This window comes from Cytophagia bacterium CHB2, from assembly GCA_030263535.1.
Taxonomy (GTDB): domain Bacteria; phylum Zhuqueibacterota; class Zhuqueibacteria; order Zhuqueibacterales; family Zhuqueibacteraceae; genus Coneutiohabitans.
The window spans coordinates 1-21,662 of the sequence record SZPB01000015.1 but is presented as its reverse complement, the minus strand read 5'-3'; the positions used below and the strand labels follow the sequence as shown (position 1 = coordinate 21,662).

Sequence of the window (21,662 nt, the reverse complement as noted above, 5' to 3'; positions counted from 1 at the left end):
ATGTTAGCCCGGTCCATTTTTTTAATGCTCTTGCTTGCAGGCGTGGGATCAGCGTCGGCGCAGGAAGCGCAGCCGGCCACGCCGGATTCGCTGCAAAGAAACTCTGGCCTCGTTCGGCAGCAAGCGCCGGCTGACACGGCAAAGAAACTGCCGGCCGCGGCCAAAGAGAAATCCGACCTGAATGAGCTTGAGCTGGAAGCCATTGCCATCGAAGCCGTCATTGAGAAGCCCAACGTGGATATTATCCCCAAACGCGTCAAACCTGATTTCGGAGAGATGCGCGAACTGGAGCGCAGTTTTGCGCGGGAACTCAAATCTGTTTCGAAAGGAATATTGCTGCACGATGACACTATCGATCAACCGCAAAAAGTTGACGGGCTTAAGAAAATTCCCGCAAAGAAAAAGGATTGATGGTATTGTCTAGCGCAATACACAAAATAGACCCCCAAATTCACCGGATGGAATTTTCAGACAAACTAAGGATAACGTATTAGGAGGTTTTTTCATGGATAGTTTTATCGAAGCCTTTCGGTGGGAAGCCGACGGCGCCCCCTACATGTATGCCATTCTCGTCGTTGGCGCTTTCGCAGCAGCGATCGCCATTGAGCGCTTCTATTTTCTGATGGTACGCTCGAACATCAACGCCAGCAAATTCATGTCCGAGATTCGCAAGCTCGTACGCGCCGGCGAATACAAGAAAGCCCTGGCCTTGTGTGACGCAGCGCCGGAAAAGGCGTTGGCGCAAGTCGTGGGCGCCAGCTTGCGCCGCGTGGCGGAGCAGGAAGTGACGGATTTTCGCGCCATTCAAAACAGTGTGGACGAAAGCACGCTGGAAGTGATTCCGCGGTTGAATCAGCGCACCAGTTTTTTGGCCATGCTCGCCAACGTGGCAACGTTGCTCGGCCTTATGGGCACCATCTGGGGTTTGATTCTCGCCTTCAAGGCGGTTTCATCTCCGGGAATTGATGCGGCGGAGAAGGCGCGCATGCTCGCGGCCGGCATCAGTGCGGCAATGAATACAACATTGATGGGTTTGGCCGTGGCCATTCCAGCCGTGTTGATTTACACGTTTTTGTTCAACAAAACCGCAAAGATCATCGATGAGATCGACGAGCACACCGTGAAGCTGATCAATCTTCTCACCGGGAATAAATAGCCATGGCTTTTAAACCTTCGAAGCGCCGGCACATCAAGGAGGAGAGCACGGAATTAAATCTCACGCCCATCATGAATTTGATGGTGGTGATGATTCCGTTGCTGCTCTCGTCGGCGCAGTTCATCAAGATCGGCATCATTGAGCTGAATTTGCCGCCGGCCGCCGGCGCAACCGCCGGCATGGCGAGCGGCAGCGCGCCCAAAGAAGCGCAGCGCAAACTGGATCTCACAGTGTCGATCACCGATCAGGGCTTCTATATTTCCAGCGCGGCGGCAATGCTCACGGGCGCAACGGCGACCGGGCCGACCATTCCCATCCAAACAAACGGCGAGTATGATTTTCAAGCGCTTTCCCAAAAGCTCCATGAGATCAAACAAAATATTGGCAACGGCTTCTCGGATTCCGAATCCATCATCATTCAGGCTGAGAATAAGATCCGTTACCAAGTACTGGTCAGCACGATGGACGCGGCGCGCATGATACGCCTCGAAGGTGGGCCCATGATTCTTTTTCCGCAAGTGTCTTTGAGCGCCGGCGTCATCTGACGGCGGGCGGCGGGGCGCACAACCTGCGCTCGTGAAATTCGAAACAACTTTTCCGGCATGCGATATGGCTTTTATACCTTCTAGAATCAAAAAGCACGACACCAAAGCCGTCGAGGTGAAACTCAATCTCACCTCGATGATGGATATGTTCACGATCATTCTCGTGTTTTTGCTGAAGACATTCTCCACCGAGGGCCAGCTCATCTCGCCTTCGGAATATTTGAAACTGCCGAACTCCTTGATTGAAGAGCCGGCCCAGGTGGGTTTGGATTTGATCGTATCCAAGCAGATTATTCTAGTCAATCACGAGAAAGTCGCGACGATGGATGACGTGATGTCCAATAATCCTGCGGTGGTTGAGAATGGCATTATCAAACCATTGCGGGAGCGCCTGCGTTACTACAGTACACAAGCGAAGAAAATGGAAGTCGATTACGGCGTCAAATTTTCCGGCAGAGTCATGATCCAGGGCGACAAAGAGCTGCCCTACGCCGAATTGGTGAAAGTGATGCGTACCTGCGGCGTTTCGGACTATCCGAACATGCGGCTGGTCGTTTACCGCGAAGGCAGCGAATAGTTACAGCGCACCGCCATGACTCTGTTTCATGGATGAATACAACATCTGCTGAATTAAATCTTAAATCTGTTGAGCCAAGTAACCCTGAAGGACAATATGCCGGCGCAGAGCAGCACGCAACGACAGCATGAGGGCACACCGAGGTCTGGCCTCGTATTCCCGAAGGAATTCGAGTACAATTGGTGGCAAACGCTTGATCGCCGCTTTTCAGTGACGCTGGTTGCCTCTCTGATCATCCATTTTCTCGTCATTGTTTATTTTGTAAAAAATCCGCCAACACACGATGTGGCGCGGGTGCAAGAGCAGTTTGCCCGGCTTGTCTTGGAAAAGGCGTCAAGCGAAACCCAATTTGTCGAAACACCGTTGGATGTCGCGCCTGATGAGTTACCCTCAGAGGAGCCGACGGCGAGTACTGTTCGCACGCCTACGGGCATCGTCAATCCCGGAGCGTCGCGGCGAACAACAGGGCAAAGCAGCGGCCAGGGAGATGACACCGGAGAGCCGGGAGGTGGAGGCGGTGAAATTGCCGGAACGAGTGGCCCGGCAGCGGGCGGGCGGCGCTCACGCGCAGTTATTCGAGAACAAGTTGGCAATCAAGGCCTGCTCGGCCTGTTGACGAGCAACAGCGGAATGGCGAGTGGTAACGAAGCGGCTGATTTGCTTGGTGATCACAATCCCAACGCCAATCTCGACGAAGCTCTTGCAGGCGTTAGCGGCATCAAACGCGCCGGCAGCAGCAGCGAGGCTGAAGGCGGAGCCGGTGCGGAAGGCAGTGGCGTTGGCTCGGGAGGGCCTGGTAAAGGCCGTGTCCGCGGCGGTCGTGAAACTGGCGGCGGCAATATTGACGCTTTGGTACAAGGGCTGGGCGAAGGCAAGGCCAAAGGCGTGAGCCGCTCGGGTGAGCTGGTGATCACCAGTGAAAAGCCGTTGATCGAAACGGAAGAAGGGCAAGTGGGCGGCACCGGCCGCGATGCCGAATCCATTCAGGCAGTGGTGGCAAGTCATAGTCCGGCGATTGAATATTGCTATCAGCGCGCTATCAAACGTGACCCGAATCTCAAAGGCAAAGTTGTCGTGAGATTCGTAATTACACCACAAGGCACTGTCGAAAGCGCGACAATCATTTCCAAGAGCAGCACGAATTCTGAAGTGGAAGATTGTATTCTGAGTCGCATCCGGCGGTGGGATGATTTTGGTGCAATCGACCCCAAAAAGGGCAATACGACTGTTAGACAGGTGTACACCTTCGGTTACTGATTTAATAGTTTTGACTCTAATTCTGAACCGCTTGCTTTAGCGATGACCGCGTTGGGTCGCTAGATAAGCGGTTTTTTATTTTGTTAGAAATTTTTATATTCCGGCCTGACGATTGTACCGTGTGAACAAGATAATTTTATCGCCGGCTTATGTGTTCGTTTGTCGTGCATGACATGAGAGCCTGAGCGGCGGCAATCTGATTAAAGCATCCTGCAAAAAATCGACACAGGCAAGGAGGACGACGTTGGCAACAAATCGTGCAACTCAAGAGGGAGTCACATCTAAGAACATGGCAGGCTTAAACGAATCCGGAACATGGAAGCGGACGCACACATGTGGCGCATTGCGAAAAGAACATTGCGACAATAATGTGATTTTGAACGGCTGGGTCGATAGCTGGCGCGATCATGGCGGCGTTTTGTTTGTGGATTTACGCGACCGCTATGGCAAGACCCAGGTCGTGTTTGCGCCGGAAAATGAAGAAATGCACACGCTGGCGCAGAGCCTGCGGAGCGAGTTTGTGATTGCCGTCAAAGGTAAAGTCAAAGCACGGCCCGCGGGCATGACGAATGCCAATATTGCCACCGGCGAAATTGAAGTCTTGGCGACGGAATTGAAAATTCTCAACCCGGCTAAAACGCCGCCCTTTGAGATTGGCGATCGTTTTGAAGCGGCGGAAGAGCTGCGTCTGAAATACCGTTATCTCGACCTACGCCGGTCGGAAATGCAACGCAATTTGATCATTCGCCATCAACTTGCGCAGCTCACGCGGCGCTATTTTGATCGCAATAATTTTATTGAGATCGAAACGCCGATGCTCATGAAAAGCACGCCTGAGGGCGCACGCGATTACCTGGTGCCGAGCCGGCTTTATCATGGCAATTTTTATGCGTTGCCGCAAAGCCCGCAAACCTATAAACAACTGTTGATGGTCGCGGGATTGGATCGCTATTTCCAGATCGTGCGTTGTTTCCGCGACGAAGATTTGCGCGCCGATCGCCAGCCGGAATTCACGCAAATCGACGTGGAAATGTCATTTGTCGATCATAACGATGTGATTAGCATGATGGAAGGCCTGGTCGCCGAAATGGTGCAGGCAACTCTCGGGAAGCCGGTCACATTGCCGTTGCCGCGCATGACTTACGCCGAAGCGGTATCACGTTTTGGCAGTGATCGGCCGGACACGCGTTTTGGCATGGAAATCCGTGAGATTACCGACCTGGCCGGTGAATGCGGCTTTCGCGTTTTTGTCGAGGCGGCCAAGGGCGGCAAAACCGTGCAAGGCATTTGTCTTGAAGGCGGCGCAAAATATTCACGCAAACAGATCGACGATCTCACATTGCAGGCCGCACAAATGGGAGCGCAAGGTTTGGTGGCGCTCAAGAGCACGAGTGAAGGCTGGCAAGGATCAGCCGCAAAATTTTTCTCAGAGAGTTTTGTCAACCAGGTCAATGGCCGCTTCGCCGTTCAGGGTGATGATTTGTTGTTGTTCATCGCGGATAAGAAAGAAAAAGCCCGCGAGATCCTCGGAACGTTGCGTCTGAAACTGGCTCAGGCCGAAGATCTTATTCCCAAAGACAAAATAAACTTGTTGTGGGTAATAGAATTTCCTTTGCTTGAGTTCGATCAAGAAGAACAGCGTTGGGTGGCCTGTCATCATCCGTTCACCTCGCCGCTCGATGAAGATTTGCCTTTGATGGACTCCGCGCCCGGCGACGTCCGTGCAAAAGCATACGATCTTGTGCTGAATGGCGTTGAAATCGCGGGCGGCAGCATTCGTATTCATCGCCGTGATATTCAGCAGAAAATGTTCAAATTGCTCAATATCGGCGACGAAGAAGCAGAACAAAAATTCGGATTCTTGATGGAGGCATTCGAATATGGCGCGCCGCCTCACGGCGGAATTGCCTTTGGTTTTGACCGGCTGGTGATGTTGCTGGCCGGGCGCAAATCCATTCGAGATGTGATCGCGTTCCCCAAAACCAATTCTGCCGTTTCGTTGATGGACAACTCGCCTTCACCTGTTACTCCAAAACAGTTGCAGGAACTTGGCATCAAATTGATTTAATAGAGTACTGTTGGGCCGGCCAGGCCTGAAAAAGCCCCAAGAAGCAGACAAAGCCGGCGCGGTTTTGCGCTTGTTACAGGGAAATTTAGATTGACTGCCAGTGTCAAATTCATTATATTGGCGGCGTTTTGTTTGTAAAGGTAGAGGGTGTAGCTCAGCTGGTAGAGCAGCGGCCTTTTAAGCCGTTGGCCGAGAGTTCGATTCTCTCCACCCTCACAGTTTGTTTTCTAAACTGGCAAATTTGCGACAAGCGCCCATAGCTCAACTGGCAGAGCAGCGGACTCTTAATCCGGAGGTTCTAGGTTCGATTCCTAGTGGGCGCACTGTTGGTCAAGAGGGAGGAAGGAAAAAACGAGGCTCGCTTAGTGCGAGCCTTTGTTGTTTGCAAAGGTTTTAAAAAAATGGTTGCGACTCAAAAAACGACTCGTTATCATGCCACGAATTCAAATTGGAGGGAAAACCTTATGCCTATGAAATCTCGTAAGAAGACAAGGCGGCTCCCCAATAATGGGTCGAGTCGACTCGAGAAAAGAGTGGATGGCTTGTCCAGCAAAATTGGGTTAATGCGTCGGAAATCAAAACGAGAGTTCAAGAAAGTCCGTCTAGAGTCAGCAAGGGAATTCAAGAAGGTTCGCCAGGAATCGGCAAAGGAATCCCCGAAGCTCCGTCAGGAAATGAAACAAGCCTTTTATAAATTCGAAGTGAAGATTCAAAAGCAGTTTGCGACATTTGGAGGCATGCTGCTTGCAAGGATAGAAGCGATCGAGCAAAACGACGCGAAATTGCGCAACGAGATTTTGACAATGATGGATTTTGTCCGAAAACAATATGACGAGTTCCATACAGAAAAAACCGCGCTCTGGGTGGGACAATTACGCTTAAAAGATGAAATCAGTCGTTTGAAAGAATCTGATAGCGATCAGAATGAGGCCCAGAGTAATTTGAATGTTCGAGTCACGCAACTCGAAGCAGCCTGATTTCGGCGCAACAAGAAATAAAAAAAGGCTCGCAGGACGAGCCTTTTTTATTGGGTAAAGTAAGGAAATGGCAATCGCCGATTTGTTAGACCAGCGGCACCAGCGGGCCAAGCTCATCCAGGAACATCTCGATGTGGCGCTTCGAGACGTGTTCTTTGCCCGTCATGCTGCGATTGAATTGCAGCACGATCTGATTGCCGAAACGATTGCGCAATTCGCGCACGTCATTTGCCTTAAGGCCGCCGGAAGTTACCGGCAGGCTATTTCCGATGCCGTGCCAGTTCTGATCAAACCGATGCGGGTCGCGCGTCTTGAATAAATCTGCCAATAAATTCGTATGCAGTTGCACGACATGCGCTTCCGTTTCGACCATGTCGCCGGTAATAGAGCCGATTTCGACGAGATCGGCGCCGGCGAGGCGTGCCAGCTTGCCAAGCGTTGTCATTGAAATGCCTTGGCGTTTATTTCGTGCTGTCGCAGCATGCGAGGTGCGATCGGCATAAACGATCAATTCGGGGAACTCATTGCGCACCATTTGCAGGATACTAAAACCGCACGCCTGAAAATCAATTACCACGCCCCGCCCGCCTTTTTTCATCACATAGTTAATTCTACTCAACACAACATCGCCGGAGCCGCTGACGTTGGGAAAATACATTTTCGGCATGCCGGTTTTTTGTGAACACTCTCGCGTCAACGCCAAAATTGCGTCGACACGCTTCTCAAATGGATTGAGGGACATGTTGTGAATCTGCGGGCTGTCACGCACGATGTCGCAGCCGCCCAAGAACGAGGCCTCCGCCTTTTCTTTGTATGCATCGAGGGGCAGGCCGACTTCCGGGCTGATGAGTGACGCCACTAGCGGACGCGCTGGATTGCCGAAATGCTTCTCGACAATCTTGCTGCCAAACGCAGAGCCGCGAAAACTTTTTATCCACCATTCCGGAAAGCGCACATCCTGCAAACGTAAATTTGCAATTTTTTCCAAACCAAAAATTTTGCCTGCGATGATCGTCAACATTTGCGGAATATTCCCGCCTTCAAAAAGCTCGGCAGGAAAGGCCACCTGCGTACCCTCCTCATGCACTTCGTATGCGGAAGCGCGCAGCTTGCTCACGATTTCTCCACCTAAAACATCAACAGAAGCTTTCTTGCATAACTCCTCGGCGGCCTCGATTAATGTTCTTTTGGGCGCCGGTTCAAGATAATAGCTGCACAAGACATCCGTAGGTTTGGGCTCATAGGCTTTGTTGATGTAACTCATGCTGGTCTCCTGTCTATTTCATGATTGGGTCGAATGTGCCGTTGTGTCTTGCTTGGGGGCGCTAGCCGTGGCGGTATTTTGGAGATCGGCAATTTCTTGATCTTTGCCGTCAAGCTTGCTTTCGAGAATGCGCAACTCTTCGAGCTTATCGAAAGCCACCGTCGCTAAATCTGCCAGCTTTCCCTGCACGTGAAGCTCATAGGCTTGACCGCCGAGCGCGAGAAAGGCCTTCTCAATATCACGATGGATCATGCTCTTTTCCCACTTGAGCTTGGCGAGCTTGGTGGCTTGTGCGGTTTTTTCGGAAGCGACTTCAATACCCTCACGAATCACTTCGGCGCCGCTTTTAATGAAATCACTGGCCATTTCACTGAATGTTGTGGCGCTTTGCTGCAAATCTTTTGCAATTTTTTCCCACAGGCTCATAATTATTCTCCTGTATTTCTTTGAAACGGAATGCAGAGTTGATGACGCCATTATGCAAAGTTTCTGGAAAATTTCCAAATCAAAATAACAAAGCGTTTGCCGGCTTTCAACATGACTGGATTGTTGGGCTCGGCTGACAATCTTCGTCTTTAACGAACGGGCGATGAGAGTCAATCCTTCAATTCATCAACTCGCGCAATTTGGTTGCATCCATTTGTTTTTCGCCTTTTTCTCCGATCTCGACGAATTTACCTTGCCAATTAAAAATCACTTTCTGGCCGAGACGGCAAAAATCCCCGGCCTCTGGAAAGAGGCGAAGAAACGTGAAGTAGGCATTCGAAGCAAAGACAATTTTAACCGTCTCGAGTACTGGTTTGAACTCCGTATCGATCCAGACGCCGTCCGGATTTAGCGCCATGACACGCCCTTTTACGACAACCACGCTGGCCTGTTTCGGTGCAGCGACAACCTCGGCCTCCTTCATCTCACGAATGGATTGGCTCATTGCCACTGCGCCTGCACCGGAAGAGGCCTTCATGAGCATTTCCCGCGACGGCTCTGCGGCCCAGCGTCTCTCCATTTGCTGGAATACACCAGGCAAAGCTGCAGCATCTCCTGCTAACGTTTCCTCTTCCCGAACGAGATATGAAGTGTAGGGCGTGACCAGGCGGAATTCCTTTGCCAGGCTGATCACTTCGTTTTTTAATTCTGCGTTTTCGCCGTTGAGTCGAATGTCCTCCAGCAAATCGCCGACGCGTCGCGTGGCCCACAGTCTTGCCACAAACTCGCGTTCGCGCTCGCGCCGGGGAAAATCAAATTCATATTGAAATGTTTGACGCTGCTCTCCGGCTTGTCCGCGCAGAATCAAGCTGGCATGCCCCGCTTGCTGGTAGCGGCCCGCCAGAATAATTTGCCCGCCTTTGAATAAATCCGGCAGTTGGCGCGGAGACAACAGCCTTACGTCCGTGCCGCGAAATTCGTATTCCATGTTGCGCATCACCGGGTAGCGGACTTTATCATAGAATGTCGATACGCGTTCTTCGATATTCTCTTGCGGTGAAATATAATCGGCGAAAGCGTGATGATCGCGGCCGAGGCCGTCGAGCAATTTGGTGTTGACATCGAAGCCGACGCCGAATGAGAACAGGCGAACCTCGTTGCTGTTGGCCTGCTGGAGGTTGCGCCGAATTTGCCCTTCATCTTGCACGCCCACGGAAGGCAAGCCATCAGTAAGAAAAATGATCATGCCGCGTCCCGCCGGTGAGTCACGCAAAAGTTTATGCGCAGCAAGCAAGGCTTCGTTGATGTTCGTACCGCCGGTGGCTTCCAGTTTATCAACCTGCCAAAGCGCATCCTCGCGTTCAGTAATACCCGCTAGTGTCGACCGAAAAACTCTGGCCTCGGAACTGAAGGTTACCAGCCCAAAACGGTCGCGTTCACCGAGCCGTTGCAAACAATAACGCAAGGCTGCTTTGGCCTGCTCGATTTTTTCGCCCGCCATGCTGCCCGAGGTGTCGAGTACCAAGACCAAATCCTTGGCCTGAACTTGATTCTCATTAAGCTCGACTTGCGGCGAGATGAGCAGGATGAAATAGCCGGGTTTTCCGGTTTCCGGACGATGCGTTAACAGGGTCGTGGCGATTTCGTTGGGATCGAGTGAGTAGTAGAGCAGAAAATCGCGACCGTCCAGCGCATTCGTCATTTCACATTCTACAGTCGCATGGCGATCGTCAGGCTGCCGGATTTCGACGCGATGCGAAGGTGAATAAATATTTCGCAATGCGGTTTCCGACTGCATTTCAATGCGCAAAAAGCTCTGTTGTGATTTCACCCTTTCAGGTTGCTGCGAGCGCTCGCGCTCGAACGGAATTGGAGCAATCGGGCGAGGAGGCAGGGGACGCGGCGATGGGTCAGATTCCCCTGCATGGGATATTGAAACGTGACCGTGTTGCCCTCGCGCGCGAGACTGGCGTCGTAGCGCAGGGTTAACTTGCGTGTGGCTTTGGCAGGAATGGGGAAAATACGCGCGCGAAAGGTGCGGTAATCAGCCATTTCCAGCAATGCCGGATCAAGCTGTTGGCGCACGATATTTTCGTAAATGCCGCGCGCTTCCTCGGCGCTCAATAGCTCTCCGGCCATCTCCTTGCCGTCGACGTTCATGCTGAAGCGCGAAACGTGCGCGTTGGCTGGAAGGGGAAAAAGAAATGTGCCCTCAACGGTCGTTGCCCCGGGATTGTAAAATTCATGCTCGACCGTCACGACGGCCATTTGTTCATGTAACTGTGCATTGATTGCATGACGGCGCAATTCCAGTTCGGTGGGCTGAAAATCCGGGCGAATGATGAGGCCCTGGCCGTTTGCCAGGCTGAACGCCATCAACAAGAATGGCAGAAAAATTACAGGCGACTTCATAGAGCTCTCCGGCAGAATGATCCAAACAAAATTTGTTTTGCTTATTCTACTCGCGGCAGGCGGCTTTATTCCATCGCCATTTGAAATTTTTTCAATCGTGCTGATTCGTCATGGCCGAATTGTTATGAGCGCCGGACATCGTTCTCACCGCAGCAAATCCAGCAAATATTTGCCGTATTCATTTTTGGCAAGCGGCGCGGCGAGCGCGCGCAGTTGTTGCGCATCAATATAACCCATGCGATAGGCAATTTCTTCAACACAGGAAATTTTCAGCCCCTGGCGTTTTTCGACGGTTGCAACATAGGTTGCTGCCTCGATCAACGAATCATGCGTGCCGGTATCGAGCCAGGCGAAGCCCCGGCCCAGCACTTCAACATGCAGGGCATTGGAGGCGAGGTAGGCGCGGTTCGCATCCGTGATTTCCAATTCGCCGCGCGTCGAGGGTTTGAGATGCTTGGCGATACTGACGATTTGGTTATCATAAAAATAGAGTCCCGTAACAGCATAATTTGATTTTGGCTTGACCGGCTTTTCTTCGATGCTAAGCGCACGATAATTCTTGTCGAATTCCACCACACCATAGCGTTCGGGGTCGCGCACGAAATAAGCAAACACCGTTGCGCCAGATTTTTGCTGCGCCGCGTTGCGGAGTATTTCGGGAAAGCCGTGGCCATAAAAAATGTTGTCACCCAATACCAGCGCGACGTTATCCGATCCAATGAATTGTTCGCCAATGATGAAGGCCTGCGCCAAACCTTCGGGGCGCGGTTGTTCGGCATAACTGAATTGCAAGCCGAAGCGCTGCCCATCGCCCAACAACTCACGAAAGCGCGGCAAATCCTGCGGCGTGGAAATGATGAGGATATCGCGAATACCGGCCAGCATCAAAACCGACAGCGGATAATAAATCATCGGTTTGTCATAAACCGGCAGCAGTTGTTTGCTGATGACGTGGGTGATGGGATAGAGGCGTGTGCCGCTGCCGCCGGCCAGGATAATACCTTTCATGTTGTGTCCTTTGAATTTTGAAATCTACGGTTGAAGTTCTTGGTAAACGTGTGGCCTTTGTTTTCTACACAAAAATAATCAACCCCGATCGTCTCTGCTGCGATCGTCGATCCTGCCGACAAAACAAATATACCACCAAATGAATGAAATGAGAAAATCATCAAAACTGCTTCAGCGGGGGCGCATACAGTGCGCAATTGGATACAAACAAAAGGGCATTCCGTCGTGACGGAATGCCCTTGTCGAAGTGAGCCTGTAAGCCGAATTCTGTATCCCGCTGAAACGGGCTGATCATCATTTATCTAGGGCTGCCGTCGCCGGCAACCTCGAGCATGCTACCCGCTTACTCGAGCGAGCCGCTCTTCATGTCCCGCCAGAGCGTTGAAAATTTTTAAAAGCGGGACAAGCGTAAGCCTATTTGCATTTGCACGGAGTACTGGTTACCCTTTTCACTCTTATTCCGCAGGGCGGAACAGACCTGGTTTCTGTGGCCCTATAGCGCTATCACTAGCGAGAGGCGTTACCTCTTACTCTGCTCTATCGTGTTCGGACTTTCCTCGTCTCGTTTCGCTTGCGCGAGGCGAGACGCGATGATCCGGCTCGCTTCGTTTAAACCGCCACGGCTTCTTCGTCTTCCTGCCAAACCAAAATGCGACCGCAATTTTCGCAGAAAAAAATCTGTTTCATTTCACGAATCTCCATCATGCGCTGCGGTGGAATGCGCGTGCCGCAACCCCCGCAGCCGCCTCGTGAAAGCTGCACCACGGCGGAGTCTTCCCGGCTACGCAGGATGCGTTCATAGGTGCGTAACAAATTCGGTTTCACGCTTTGCGCTAGGCCGGCGCGCATGTTGGTCAATTCGGCAACATGGTTTTTTGTCTCCTCCAGCAGGAGATTCAACTCGGCCTCTTGTTCACGCGCCTCTTGCTCCAGCTGTTGCAAAGCCGCTTGTTGAGACGAGACGTCGTCGTTGAGTTTTTTCTCTTCTTCGAAATAGCCCAGAACTTTAGTCTCGCCTTGATCGTTTTCTTTTTCCACAGTTTCGATTTCAAGCGTGATGGCGTCGTACTCTTTGTTGTTTTTCACGGAGAAAAGCTGTGTCTCATATTTCTTTTTGCGTTCTTTCGCCAGGCTAATTGCGCCTTCGAGTGCGCGACGCTCGCGCTCAGTTGCGGCCAGCTTGGCCCTGTTATCTTCCAGTTTGAGCGCTGAGCTGGCAAGGCGCTGCTTAAGCTCGGCCAAGCGTTGCGGCAAATCGCCTTTGGCTTTTTCCAGGCGGAGCAATTGCCGATCAATTTTTTGTACTTCTAATAGGGTTTGAAGAACGGAGGCTAGCATATGTTTCCCATCTTAAAAAGATTCGTTTGAATAGTTGTACCAAAGCCCAAGAGCCAACAAAAGCAATAATCCAGCTAAAAACAAAAATGCACCTGGCAAGCAGGTGCATTCGAATTTTTTCTCGCGGACGCGAGAAGCTTTACGCAGAAAAGCATGTATCGCTCATCGTGCATGGCATTAATAAGCAGCCGCTTTTTGAACTCACGCGTTTTGAGCAAATCCGATTGCATCATACTTACCTGTGGTGTGAATCAAATCGAAACAAAGTTCTTGCTTTAAAAACGAAGGATGAATATATAGCGCATGCGCCATAAATGCAAGATTTTTGTTGGCCCCTGTCAGTTCACGCATTGCGACAACGTAAAGCGCGATCAGACAATGTGCTTTACACCAGCCTCGTGCGTTTGAAGATTTTTGATGTGAACGGCCGGGAGATTGTTATTTTATTCGAAGGCGAACAGCCTGCCCGGGGGGACACGAAATTAGCTGGGATAGCCGTGACGCCCGGCGAAATCTCGTGGCAAATGGCGTGCAGTATTTCCGTTTGGAAAGTGGGGCGCAACAGGATACGAAGGCGATGAGTCTGGTGAGATAGGGTCAACAAGAGGAAGTCCCGAAGCCGGGGGAGGCAAGATTTATTATGACATGCTGCACGATGAACATCGCCTCCCGAAAGCGCCGGCCTTCGGAAGGCGATGAGAATGTCATTCTGTTTTTCCGAAAGTGAAGCTTGCGCTTTTCAGAGTGTTTCCCGAAGCGTCTCGAATTTCGACTTTCCAGGAGCCGGACATTTCGGTTGTCATGGTTTTGCTCGACCAGGTGCGCCAACGCCCTTCCCGGCCTTTGTTGAGTTTCACCTCGCCGCGCAGCGAGTCGCCTTGAAACCAGGCATGCGTCACTTCACCTGCTGCGCCCTCAAGCTCAGTGAAACAATAAAGTATCGGAGTGGTGGCGTCGAACTCCAACGCTTCTCCGGAAGGTTCGCGTTCAACCACCGCGGTGCAAATGGCAACGCGGTTGACCTTAATGGTATCGGCCTCTTGTGCCATTGCCGGCGCCATGGCGAGCAGCGTGATACCCAAGCTTGCCAGGATTTTGAATGCTTTCATCAGTTGTCCTCCTTGAAAAGAGTCCTTGGTATGAGTGAATTTGAGTTTCAGGTGATAACGATTTTGTAGATTTGTGTCAATTCTGTTCCGTGCAATTCATCAAAGTCAAAATTCGCAAGGCCATTCGTTATGAATTTGACGCGCTATCTCTCGACGGATTTAATCAAGCTGGAAATGGAGTCTCCGCTCACGCCGCCGGATGATCCCGCAGCCAATCTCGAAAAATTTCGCCAGCAGCAAAAAGAAAAAATCATTGAAGAGCTTGTCGAACTCTTGGAGAAATCCGGCAACGTCACGAACAAGCGCAAACTGCTCACCGACATGATCAATCGCGAGCGCCGCGCCACCACTGCGCTCGGGCGCGGTTTGGCGGTGCCGCATGTGCGCACGAGCTACCTGCGCGAACTGACGATTGCCATCGCGCGTTCGCGAGAGGGCCTGGATTTTGACTCTCTTGACGGCCAGCCCACGCATATCTTCTTCGTCGTCGTTGCGCCCGGCCATGAGGATGACGGCTTATATTTGCGTATTTATAAACACCTCGCCGAGATCAGCACCTTTCACAACGCGGTCAAGGAGTTGATGGCGGTTGAAGACCCGGGCGAAATGATTCGTTTGTTGCGGCAGTGGGAATAAATCGCAGCAATACCGCATATTGTTTTGCGACGGCCAGGCCGTCCCATGAAATCTCCAAACACAATAAAACAATAAGCCACGGCCAAGCCGTGGCTGAACCTTAAACGCGTCTTATCCCGCCACAATATTCACCAGCTTCTTCGGCACCACAATCACTTTTCTCACGGTTTTGCCGTCCACGAATTTCTTGATTTGCTCGCTTGCCAGCGCCATTTGTTGCAAGGTGCTGTTGTCAATTTCCGCCGGCACCGTAAGCTGGCCGCGCAGTTTGCCATTCACCTGAATTACAACTGTGATTTCGTCAACCGCGAGCGCGGCCTCATCATGCTCTAGCCAGGGCAGTAGATGCACGGATTGGCCGGGATGGCGCAAAATCTCCTGCCAAACTTCTTCGGTAATGAACGGCGCAACCGGCGCGAGCAAGCGGGTGAACACTTCCAAACCTTCACGCCACAATGCCGCGGAAATACCATAAACATTCTGTTCGCGCCGGCAATCGTAAAAGAAATTCAGGAATTCCATCAGCGCCGCGATGGCGGTGTTGAATTCAAAATTCTCGATATCGTATGTCACGCGTTTGATGGTCGTGTGCATGATGCGACGAAATGCGCGTTCGCGTTCGTCGGAGTGATCAAAAAATTGCGCATCGGTAAAGTCATTTGCCAGCGCCCAATAACGTTGCAGAAAGCGGCTCGCGCCTTTGATACCGGTTTCTTCCCATTTCGTTTCGGCCTCGAACGGCCCGATGAACAGAATATAAACTCGCAAGGCATCGACGCCGTTGGCGGCAGCGACGGCGTCCGGCGTGATAACATTGCCGCGTGACTTCGACATCTTTTGATTGTCATAAGAAAGCAACATGCCTTGATTGCGCAATTTTTTGAACGGCTCGACAAACGGCACCAGGCCGCGATCGTGCAAAACCTTCGTCCAAAAACGCGCGTAAAGCAAGTGCATCACGGCATGTTCGGCGCCGCCAACATACAAATCAACCGGCAGCCAATACTTCACGGCTTCGGCATCAAAGGGCGCTTGGTCCTCGTGCGGGCTGGCAAATCTCAAAAAATACCAGGAGGAGCAGGCAAACGTGCCCATGGTGTCGGTTTCACGGCGGCCGGTGACGCCGTTGGGCAACGTCACATTCACAAATTCTGCTATCGCAGCCAATGGCGACTCACCGGTCTCGGTTGGCTCATAGTTGGGCACCTCTGGCAACTGCACCGGCAATTCATGCGGAGCTAATGCGACTTCCCCAAACTCCTCAGTGTGAACGATCGGGATCGGTGTGCCCCAATAGCGCTGGCGGCTGATGAGCCAGTCGCGCAATTTGTAATTGACGCGGCGGTGGCCTTTGCCGGTTTTTTCGAGCCAAGCCGTAACTTTGTTCACCGCAATATCCGCCGGTGTGCCGTCAAAGTCATCGGAATTGATCATCTCGCCAGCATTCGCATCATAAGCTTGCGTCATATATTCCGGCTCAAGATCGACGCCCACCGGTTTGATCACCACACGAATGGGCAGATGAAACATGCGCGCAAATTCAAAGTCGCGTTGATCGTGCGCCGGCACGGCCATGATCGCGCCCGTGCCGTAGCCCATCATGACATAGTCCGCAATCCAGATCGGAATGCGCTTGTTATTGACCGGATTGACGGCATAGCTGCCGGTGAACACGCCGGTTTTCTCACGCGTTTCCTCGCTGCGCGTTTCTTCGTTTTTCTTCTTTGCCGCTTCGACGTAGGCCACAACCTGTTGGCGTTGCGCCGCCGTGGTCAATTGCTCCACAAATGGATGTTCGGGCGCCAACACCATGAAGGTTGCGCCCCACAGTGTATCCGGCCGCGTCGTGAAGATGACGAGATCGCCCGCCTCGGTTTTGAATGAAACCTCTGCGCCTTCACTGCGGCCGATCCAATTGCGTTGCATCGCCTTGATGCTCTCCGGCCAATCTATCGTGTCGAGATCAGCGATCAAGCGTTCGGCATAAGCGGTGATTCTGAAAAACCATTGTTGCAAGATTTTACGTTCGACCAACGCGCCGCTGCGCCAGCCGCGGCCATCGACAACCTCTTCGTTCGCCAGCACGGTTTTTTCCACCGGATCCCAATTCACCGCGGACGCCGCACGATAGGCCAGGCGAAAATGACTCAAGTAGTGCCGCTTTTCACGCAGCGACAATGCTTGCCACTGTTGCGGCAACACTGCGGCGACGCCGGCCTGCAGTGCGAGGTTTTGGGTGCCGTGTTTCGCCAGTTCGGCTTCCAATTCTTCGATGGGGCGTGCCTGATTGGCGCGTGTGTCGTACCACGAATTGTAGAGCAGCAAAAAAATCCATTGCGTCCAGCGATAGTATTCCGGCTTGCTGGAGTTGATTTCACGTTCCCAATCATAGGTTGCCGCAATGAGATTCATTTGGCGTTTGTAATTGGCGGAAAATTGTGCGATCAATTTCGCCGGATTCGTTTTCATTTTGATCGCGGCATTTTCTGCGGGCAGGCCGAAGGCGTCCCAGCCCATGGGATGCAGGACATTAAAACCGCGCATGCGATGATAACGCGTCACCACATCGGTTGGCACATAGTTGCGGCAATGGCCGACGGACAGGCCTTCGCCGGAAGGATAGGGGAAAAAATCGAGAATATATTTTTTAGGTTTGCTGGGGTCGTTGCCGGTATTGCTCAAACCCAGTTTTTCCCAATAGGTTTGCCATTTGGCTTCGAGGGCGGCGAAATTGTAGCGCCCTGGCGGGGTGGTGTTATCTGTTTGACTACTCATGTACATTCCTTACATGTAAAGAATCTGAGGTGAACTTTATTGCAGATGGAGCGGAAAAATACACAAAATTTCACAACAAAAAAAGCACAACCTTTCATTTTATGGCCTGTGCGGAAAGTTTTCTTGCTGCGGTAAATTTGTTAACGCTTTTTTATAAGAGGGAAGTGCGGGCTTGGAGAGGTTTAAAGATCAGATACAGTGATGTAAAACTGCTCCATCATGGCTCGTCAGCACTCGGCCCAGGTGACAAAAATTTTACCGGTTGGGTTGTTTCCATTCGTTGGCGGCATTTTTAAGAACCTTTAGTTGCAGCTTGTCCGCCGGATTGGCGTCAACCGATTTCGCGCACCCAGCCATACGGATCTTCCCTCGTTTGCAGTTGAATGCCGACGAGCATATCCCACAATCGCCGCGTTGTGTGGAGTTTTTCCAGTTGGAATTTGCGCGTTTTGCCGCCGTAATAAATCGAAACAATGGGCGTCACTACGGCGGCATTGCCGGCGCAAAACACTTCGGCAATGCGTTTTTCGTCCATCACTTCATCCACGTGCAGCGGCCGTTGTTCCACGGACATGCCCAGAGCTTGCGCCAGAATCATCACCGAATCGCGGGTGACACCCGGCAGAATGGTGTCGGATTGCGGAGTGATCAGTTTGCCCTCGGTTGACACCGCCAGAAAAGTCGCGCCGGAGAATTCTTCAATGTATTGATTGTGAACGGCATCCAAATAAAGAACGTCATTGAACGGCTTGTCACTCACCTGAACTGGCTTGCCCTCCACCCAATCATATCCCCGGCGCGCGAGCTGTGTCGGTAATAAACCGGAAACATAGTTACTGGCGGTTTTGGTGTTGCCGGTGCCGCCGGGCGCTGCGCGATGAAAGCCGCGAGTAATCAAGACACTCATGCCTTCCACGGGATAATAAGAACGCACGGGCGAGGCATAGATAAGAAATAGATGATCTTTGGCCGGGCGCACGCCCAATTGCGGGCCATGACCCATGAGCAACGGCCTCACGTATAAGCATTGCGGATTGCGCGTCTGCCACGCCCAATTCTCCTCGCGGTAGGGCGGGATGGCCTCGCGGTTTGCCCGCACGGTCTCTGTGACCCCTTCAAGAAACAGTTCAATCGGCACTTTCGGCATCAATACACGCGCCGCCGATTTTTGCAGGCGCCGAGCATTCATTTCCGGTCGAAACAGCACGACTCTTTTTTTTGCCGAAATGAAAGCTTTTGTGCCTTCAAACGCGGCAGCGCCGTAATGCAAGGCGCAGGTTGCGGGATGCAGAGACAAATGCTGCATGGGGATGAGCGCTTTATTGGCGACGCTGCGCCATCCATTTTCCGGGCAATCATCCGAGTAATAAAATTCCCAGCCAATATCCAAGCAGGGATTGGGCCAATGTTTGCCCTCATCGGGATCATCACTTGTAACATGGCAGGCCAAGTACATATTGGCGGTGCGATATACATCAAAAATCAAATGGTCGAAATCGGGCAGAGAGAGCTTTCGAATGGGCAGCGACATCGTCCGCGTCTTTTCGGCAGGCGCTTCTGGTCGTTGCAGAGCGGGGATCATACAAACCTCCGGTTAGCACAACGGATCATGACCGGGAAAAATCAGCCCCGGAGTTTAATCGTCGCACATGGACGAAAGTAAATTAATCCCTTTTCGAGTGGAATGCAATGTGAAACTTTCTTTGAACATTTTCGAAATTATGAGCGTCTATTCGAAACAAGTCCTCTCACCCAATTCAGGAGCCTGTTATGATTTCGGTGCAATCAAGCACACCCGCCGCCTTTTTGTTGGAAAACAGTTTTAACCCCGCGTCATATTCCCAGCCCGGCGACCGGTTGCCGATCCAACGTCTCGGAAAACAATTCTTTTTGCCCGTCGCAAAAATCGTATGGATTGGCACCAAACATCGACTCGTGTATGCTTACACCGAGAACAAGCAACACGTGCTTGATTTCGGGATGGAAGAACTGTACAGCCGTCTTGCCTCCAGCACGTTTTTTCGCATTCACCGTTCCGTGATCGTGAATCTCAAACAAATCGAAAAGATCACGCCGCTGTCCGATGGCCGTTGCCAACTCACCATGAAGGATTTCATGCATAGCGCCGTGCTCGTCAGCCGCTATCGCACAGCAGATTTTATGAAAGCCGTGCGCTCCATGCACTGATCGCCGGTAGCATTTGCAAGTTATTGGAATAACTCGGGACAGAGACCATAACGATTTTTTGTATAAAGACTATCCCTTCATTTAAGTGTTTTTAAGCAAGACTAACCGTGGAACTACAGGCTGAAATTATGCCTCTCGCTTAGGATAACTGCGAAATCAAAAGAAAAGAAATAACGGCGACGATGTTTGCCCGGCTCGGGAAACTCGTGTTTAATCGAGTGGAGGTTGTACAGCCGTCACCTCGCCTGCCGTTCTCCGCATCTCTTTTCTCCTGCCCTGTTCGCGTTCGATGATGAGGCCGCCTCGTTGTTTTTTGCCCTTCGTATGCTTATATTCCCCGCCTGATTTTTAGTCCGAGATCCGACTCGTTTTGAGTTAAGTTGGCATGATCCATATTCACAATCTAAGAAAACAATTCGGCCCGCAGGTCGTTTTTGAGGGCGCTTCGGCGCATATTCCGCCGCATACGCGCGTCGGCCTCGTCGGTCCCAACGGCTCCGGCAAGACGACGCTGTTCCGCATGCTCATCGGCGAGGAGCATATCGATGAAGGCAGTCTCGTTATTTCCAAAGGCGCGCGTGTTGGCTATCTTAAACAGGAGGTTTGGAATAATCCCGAGCGCAGCATCCTTGCCGAGGTGCTGGCCGGTTTTCCGGAACTGCAAGCGCTGGAGCAAAGTCTGATCGAATTGGAAAACGCCATGGCGACAAATCACGACGCCGAATTGATCGAACGTTACGGCAAATTGCGTCAAAAATTCGAAGCGCTCGGCGGCTATGCCATCGAGCACGAGGCCAAGAGAATTTTGAGTGGCATCGGCTTTCAGCCGGCGCAGTTCGCGCAGCCGTTGCACACGTTTTCCGGCGGCTGGATGATGCGCGTTGCGCTGGCGAAATTGCTGCTGAGTAAACCGGATATCTTGCTGCTGGATGAACCGACGAACCATCTTGATCTGGAATCCGTCGTCTGGCTGGAATCTTTTTTGATGGACTATCCCGGCACTATCGTGCTGACGACGCATGATCAGGTTTTCATGCAGAGCATCGCCGAACGTATTCTCGAAATCAGTCTGCATCAATTGCATACCTATATCGGCGATTTTGAATCCTATGCCGAGCAGAAAGCGGTGAAGCGCGAACAGCTCGAGGCCCAATTCAAAAATCAACAGAAGAAAATTGAGCAGACGGAAAGATTCATCGAGCGGTTTCGCTACAAAGCGACCAAAGCGCGGCAGGTGCAGAGCCGCATCAAAATGCTCGAAAAAATGGAGCGGGTTAAAGTTGAAAATGATGCGCCGCGTGTCATGAAGTTCCGGTTACCGCAGCCGGAACGTTCTGGCATCGATGTCCTGCAACTGCGCAGCGTCGAGAAGCGCTATGGGGATAAACTCGTTTACCGCAATCTTGATTTCCATCTGGCGCGCGGCGAAAAGGTGGCATTGGTGGGGCCCAACGGCGCGGGCAAATCAACCCTGCTTAAAATTGTTGCCGGCGTTTTGCCGATTGAAGATGGCGAACGTTTGTACGGTCACAACGTGACGGTTGAATATTATGCTCAGCACCAACTCGAGATTCTCAATCCGGCGGCGACTATCTTTGAAGAAATTTCGAGCGTGACCGGCCATCTGCTTCCCGAACAGCGCCGTACTCTGATCGGCGCTTTTCTGTTCACTGGAGATGATATTTTTAAACCGGTTTCGGTGTTATCCGGCGGAGAGAAAGCGCGCGTAGCGCTCGCAAAGATGCTCGGGCGTCCGGCCAATTTGCTGGTGATGGACGAACCGACGAATCATCTTGATATTTTGTCGCGGCAAATTTTGGAGGACGCGCTGGCAGATTATGAGGGAACACTGCTTTTCATTTCGCACGATCGCGCGTTTATCAATGCGATTGCGAGCAAAGTCGTGGAAGTCGTGGATGGCCGGCTG

The 21,662-nt window shown here is 51.8% G+C and carries 20 protein-coding genes, 2 tRNA genes and 1 other RNA gene; 13 read left to right on the top strand and 10 right to left on the bottom strand.

Going from position 1 to position 21,662, the window contains the following annotated elements; translation table 11 throughout:
* The 9 genes from FBQ85_03170 (at position 1) to FBQ85_03130 (ending at position 6,580) form a co-directional block, all read left to right on the top strand.
* Positions 1-411: a hypothetical protein gene (locus tag FBQ85_03170; GenBank protein ID MDL1874162.1), complete on the top strand. Its 411-nt coding sequence runs from the start codon at positions 1-3 to the stop codon at positions 409-411.
* Positions 412-505: 94 nt separating this feature from the next.
* On the top strand, positions 506-1,156 hold the full coding sequence (locus FBQ85_03165) for a MotA/TolQ/ExbB proton channel family protein (GenBank protein ID MDL1874161.1): 651 nt from the start codon (positions 506-508) through the stop codon (positions 1,154-1,156).
* 2 nt (positions 1,157-1,158) lie between these two features.
* Complete coding sequence (locus tag FBQ85_03160; GenBank protein MDL1874160.1) at positions 1,159-1,701, top strand: biopolymer transporter ExbD; 543 nt, start codon at positions 1,159-1,161, stop codon at positions 1,699-1,701.
* A 64-nt stretch (positions 1,702-1,765) separates the two neighbouring features.
* A complete protein-coding gene (locus tag FBQ85_03155) occupies positions 1,766-2,278 on the top strand; it encodes a hypothetical protein (protein MDL1874159.1) in 513 nt (170 codons plus the stop codon).
* Positions 2,279-2,347: 69 nt separating this feature from the next.
* Complete coding sequence (locus FBQ85_03150; protein MDL1874158.1) at positions 2,348-3,535, top strand: TonB family protein; 1,188 nt, start codon at positions 2,348-2,350, stop codon at positions 3,533-3,535.
* A gap of 289 nt (positions 3,536-3,824) precedes the next feature.
* Positions 3,825-5,603, top strand: a complete 1,779-nt coding sequence (aspS, locus tag FBQ85_03145) for an aspartate--tRNA ligase (GenBank protein MDL1874157.1) — start codon at positions 3,825-3,827, stop codon at positions 5,601-5,603.
* A 143-nt stretch (positions 5,604-5,746) separates the two neighbouring features.
* A tRNA-Lys gene (locus tag FBQ85_03140) sits at positions 5,747-5,819 on the top strand.
* A gap of 34 nt (positions 5,820-5,853) precedes the next feature.
* A tRNA-Lys gene (locus tag FBQ85_03135) sits at positions 5,854-5,926 on the top strand.
* Positions 5,918-6,580 carry a hypothetical protein gene (locus FBQ85_03130; protein MDL1874156.1) on the top strand — a complete coding sequence of 221 codons (663 nt, stop codon included), beginning with the start codon at positions 5,918-5,920 and terminating at the stop codon, positions 6,578-6,580. Before FBQ85_03135 ends, FBQ85_03130 begins: the two co-directional genes overlap by 9 nt.
* Positions 6,581-6,665: 85 nt before the next feature.
* On the opposite strand, the gene FBQ85_03125 is transcribed toward FBQ85_03130, so the two are convergent.
* From FBQ85_03125 to FBQ85_03090, 8 genes are all read right to left on the bottom strand, one after another.
* A complete protein-coding gene (locus FBQ85_03125; protein ID MDL1874155.1) occupies positions 6,666-7,844 on the bottom strand; it encodes a hypothetical protein in 1,179 nt (392 codons plus the stop codon).
* An 18-nt stretch (positions 7,845-7,862) separates the two neighbouring features.
* Entirely contained in the window at positions 7,863-8,270 is a 408-nt protein-coding gene (locus FBQ85_03120) for a hypothetical protein (GenBank protein MDL1874154.1), read from the bottom strand.
* A gap of 178 nt (positions 8,271-8,448) precedes the next feature.
* Positions 8,449-10,068, bottom strand: a complete 1,620-nt coding sequence (locus FBQ85_03115; GenBank protein MDL1874153.1) for a VWA domain-containing protein — start codon at positions 10,066-10,068, stop codon at positions 8,449-8,451.
* A gap of 29 nt (positions 10,069-10,097) precedes the next feature.
* Complete coding sequence (locus tag FBQ85_03110) at positions 10,098-10,682, bottom strand: hypothetical protein (GenBank protein MDL1874152.1); 585 nt, start codon at positions 10,680-10,682, stop codon at positions 10,098-10,100.
* 144 nt (positions 10,683-10,826) lie between these two features.
* Entirely contained in the window at positions 10,827-11,690 is an 864-nt protein-coding gene (gene rfbA, locus FBQ85_03105) for a glucose-1-phosphate thymidylyltransferase RfbA (GenBank protein MDL1874151.1), read from the bottom strand.
* Between the two features lie 240 nt (positions 11,691-11,930).
* Positions 11,931-12,297, bottom strand: an RNA gene (rnpB, locus tag FBQ85_03100) — RNase P RNA component class A.
* 2 nt (positions 12,298-12,299) lie between these two features.
* Positions 12,300-13,028, bottom strand: a complete 729-nt coding sequence (locus tag FBQ85_03095; GenBank protein MDL1874150.1) for a hypothetical protein — start codon at positions 13,026-13,028, stop codon at positions 12,300-12,302.
* Positions 13,029-13,732: 704 nt separating this feature from the next.
* Entirely contained in the window at positions 13,733-14,137 is a 405-nt protein-coding gene (locus tag FBQ85_03090) for a DUF2914 domain-containing protein (GenBank protein ID MDL1874149.1), read from the bottom strand.
* A gap of 129 nt (positions 14,138-14,266) precedes the next feature.
* Here FBQ85_03090 and FBQ85_03085 point away from each other — a divergent pair, with 129 nt between their 5' ends.
* On the top strand, positions 14,267-14,773 hold the full coding sequence (locus FBQ85_03085; GenBank protein ID MDL1874148.1) for a PTS sugar transporter subunit IIA: 507 nt from the start codon (positions 14,267-14,269) through the stop codon (positions 14,771-14,773).
* A 111-nt stretch (positions 14,774-14,884) separates the two neighbouring features.
* Here the strand turns inward: FBQ85_03085 and FBQ85_03080 are convergent, their stop codons facing one another.
* The gene (locus FBQ85_03080; protein ID MDL1874147.1) at positions 14,885-17,554 is read right to left on the bottom strand and encodes a leucine--tRNA ligase; all 2,670 of its coding nucleotides are present in this window, start codon (positions 17,552-17,554) and stop codon (positions 14,885-14,887) included.
* Between the two features lie 23 nt (positions 17,555-17,577).
* On the opposite strand from FBQ85_03080, the gene FBQ85_03075 reads away from it, so the two are divergent.
* Positions 17,578-17,844: a hypothetical protein gene (locus FBQ85_03075; GenBank protein ID MDL1874146.1), complete on the top strand. Its 267-nt coding sequence runs from the start codon at positions 17,578-17,580 to the stop codon at positions 17,842-17,844.
* Between the two features lie 35 nt (positions 17,845-17,879).
* On the opposite strand, the gene ilvE is transcribed toward FBQ85_03075, so the two are convergent.
* Positions 17,880-19,130, bottom strand: coding sequence for a branched-chain-amino-acid transaminase (ilvE, locus tag FBQ85_03070; protein MDL1874145.1), 1,251 nt, complete (start codon positions 19,128-19,130; stop codon positions 17,880-17,882).
* Positions 19,131-19,318: 188 nt separating this feature from the next.
* On the opposite strand from ilvE, the gene FBQ85_03065 reads away from it, so the two are divergent.
* On the top strand, positions 19,319-19,735 hold the full coding sequence (locus tag FBQ85_03065; GenBank protein MDL1874144.1) for a LytTR family transcriptional regulator: 417 nt from the start codon (positions 19,319-19,321) through the stop codon (positions 19,733-19,735).
* 385 nt (positions 19,736-20,120) lie between these two features.
* A partial coding sequence (locus FBQ85_03060; protein ID MDL1874143.1) for an ABC-F family ATP-binding cassette domain-containing protein occupies positions 20,121-21,662 on the top strand: 1,542 nt, incomplete at its 3' end.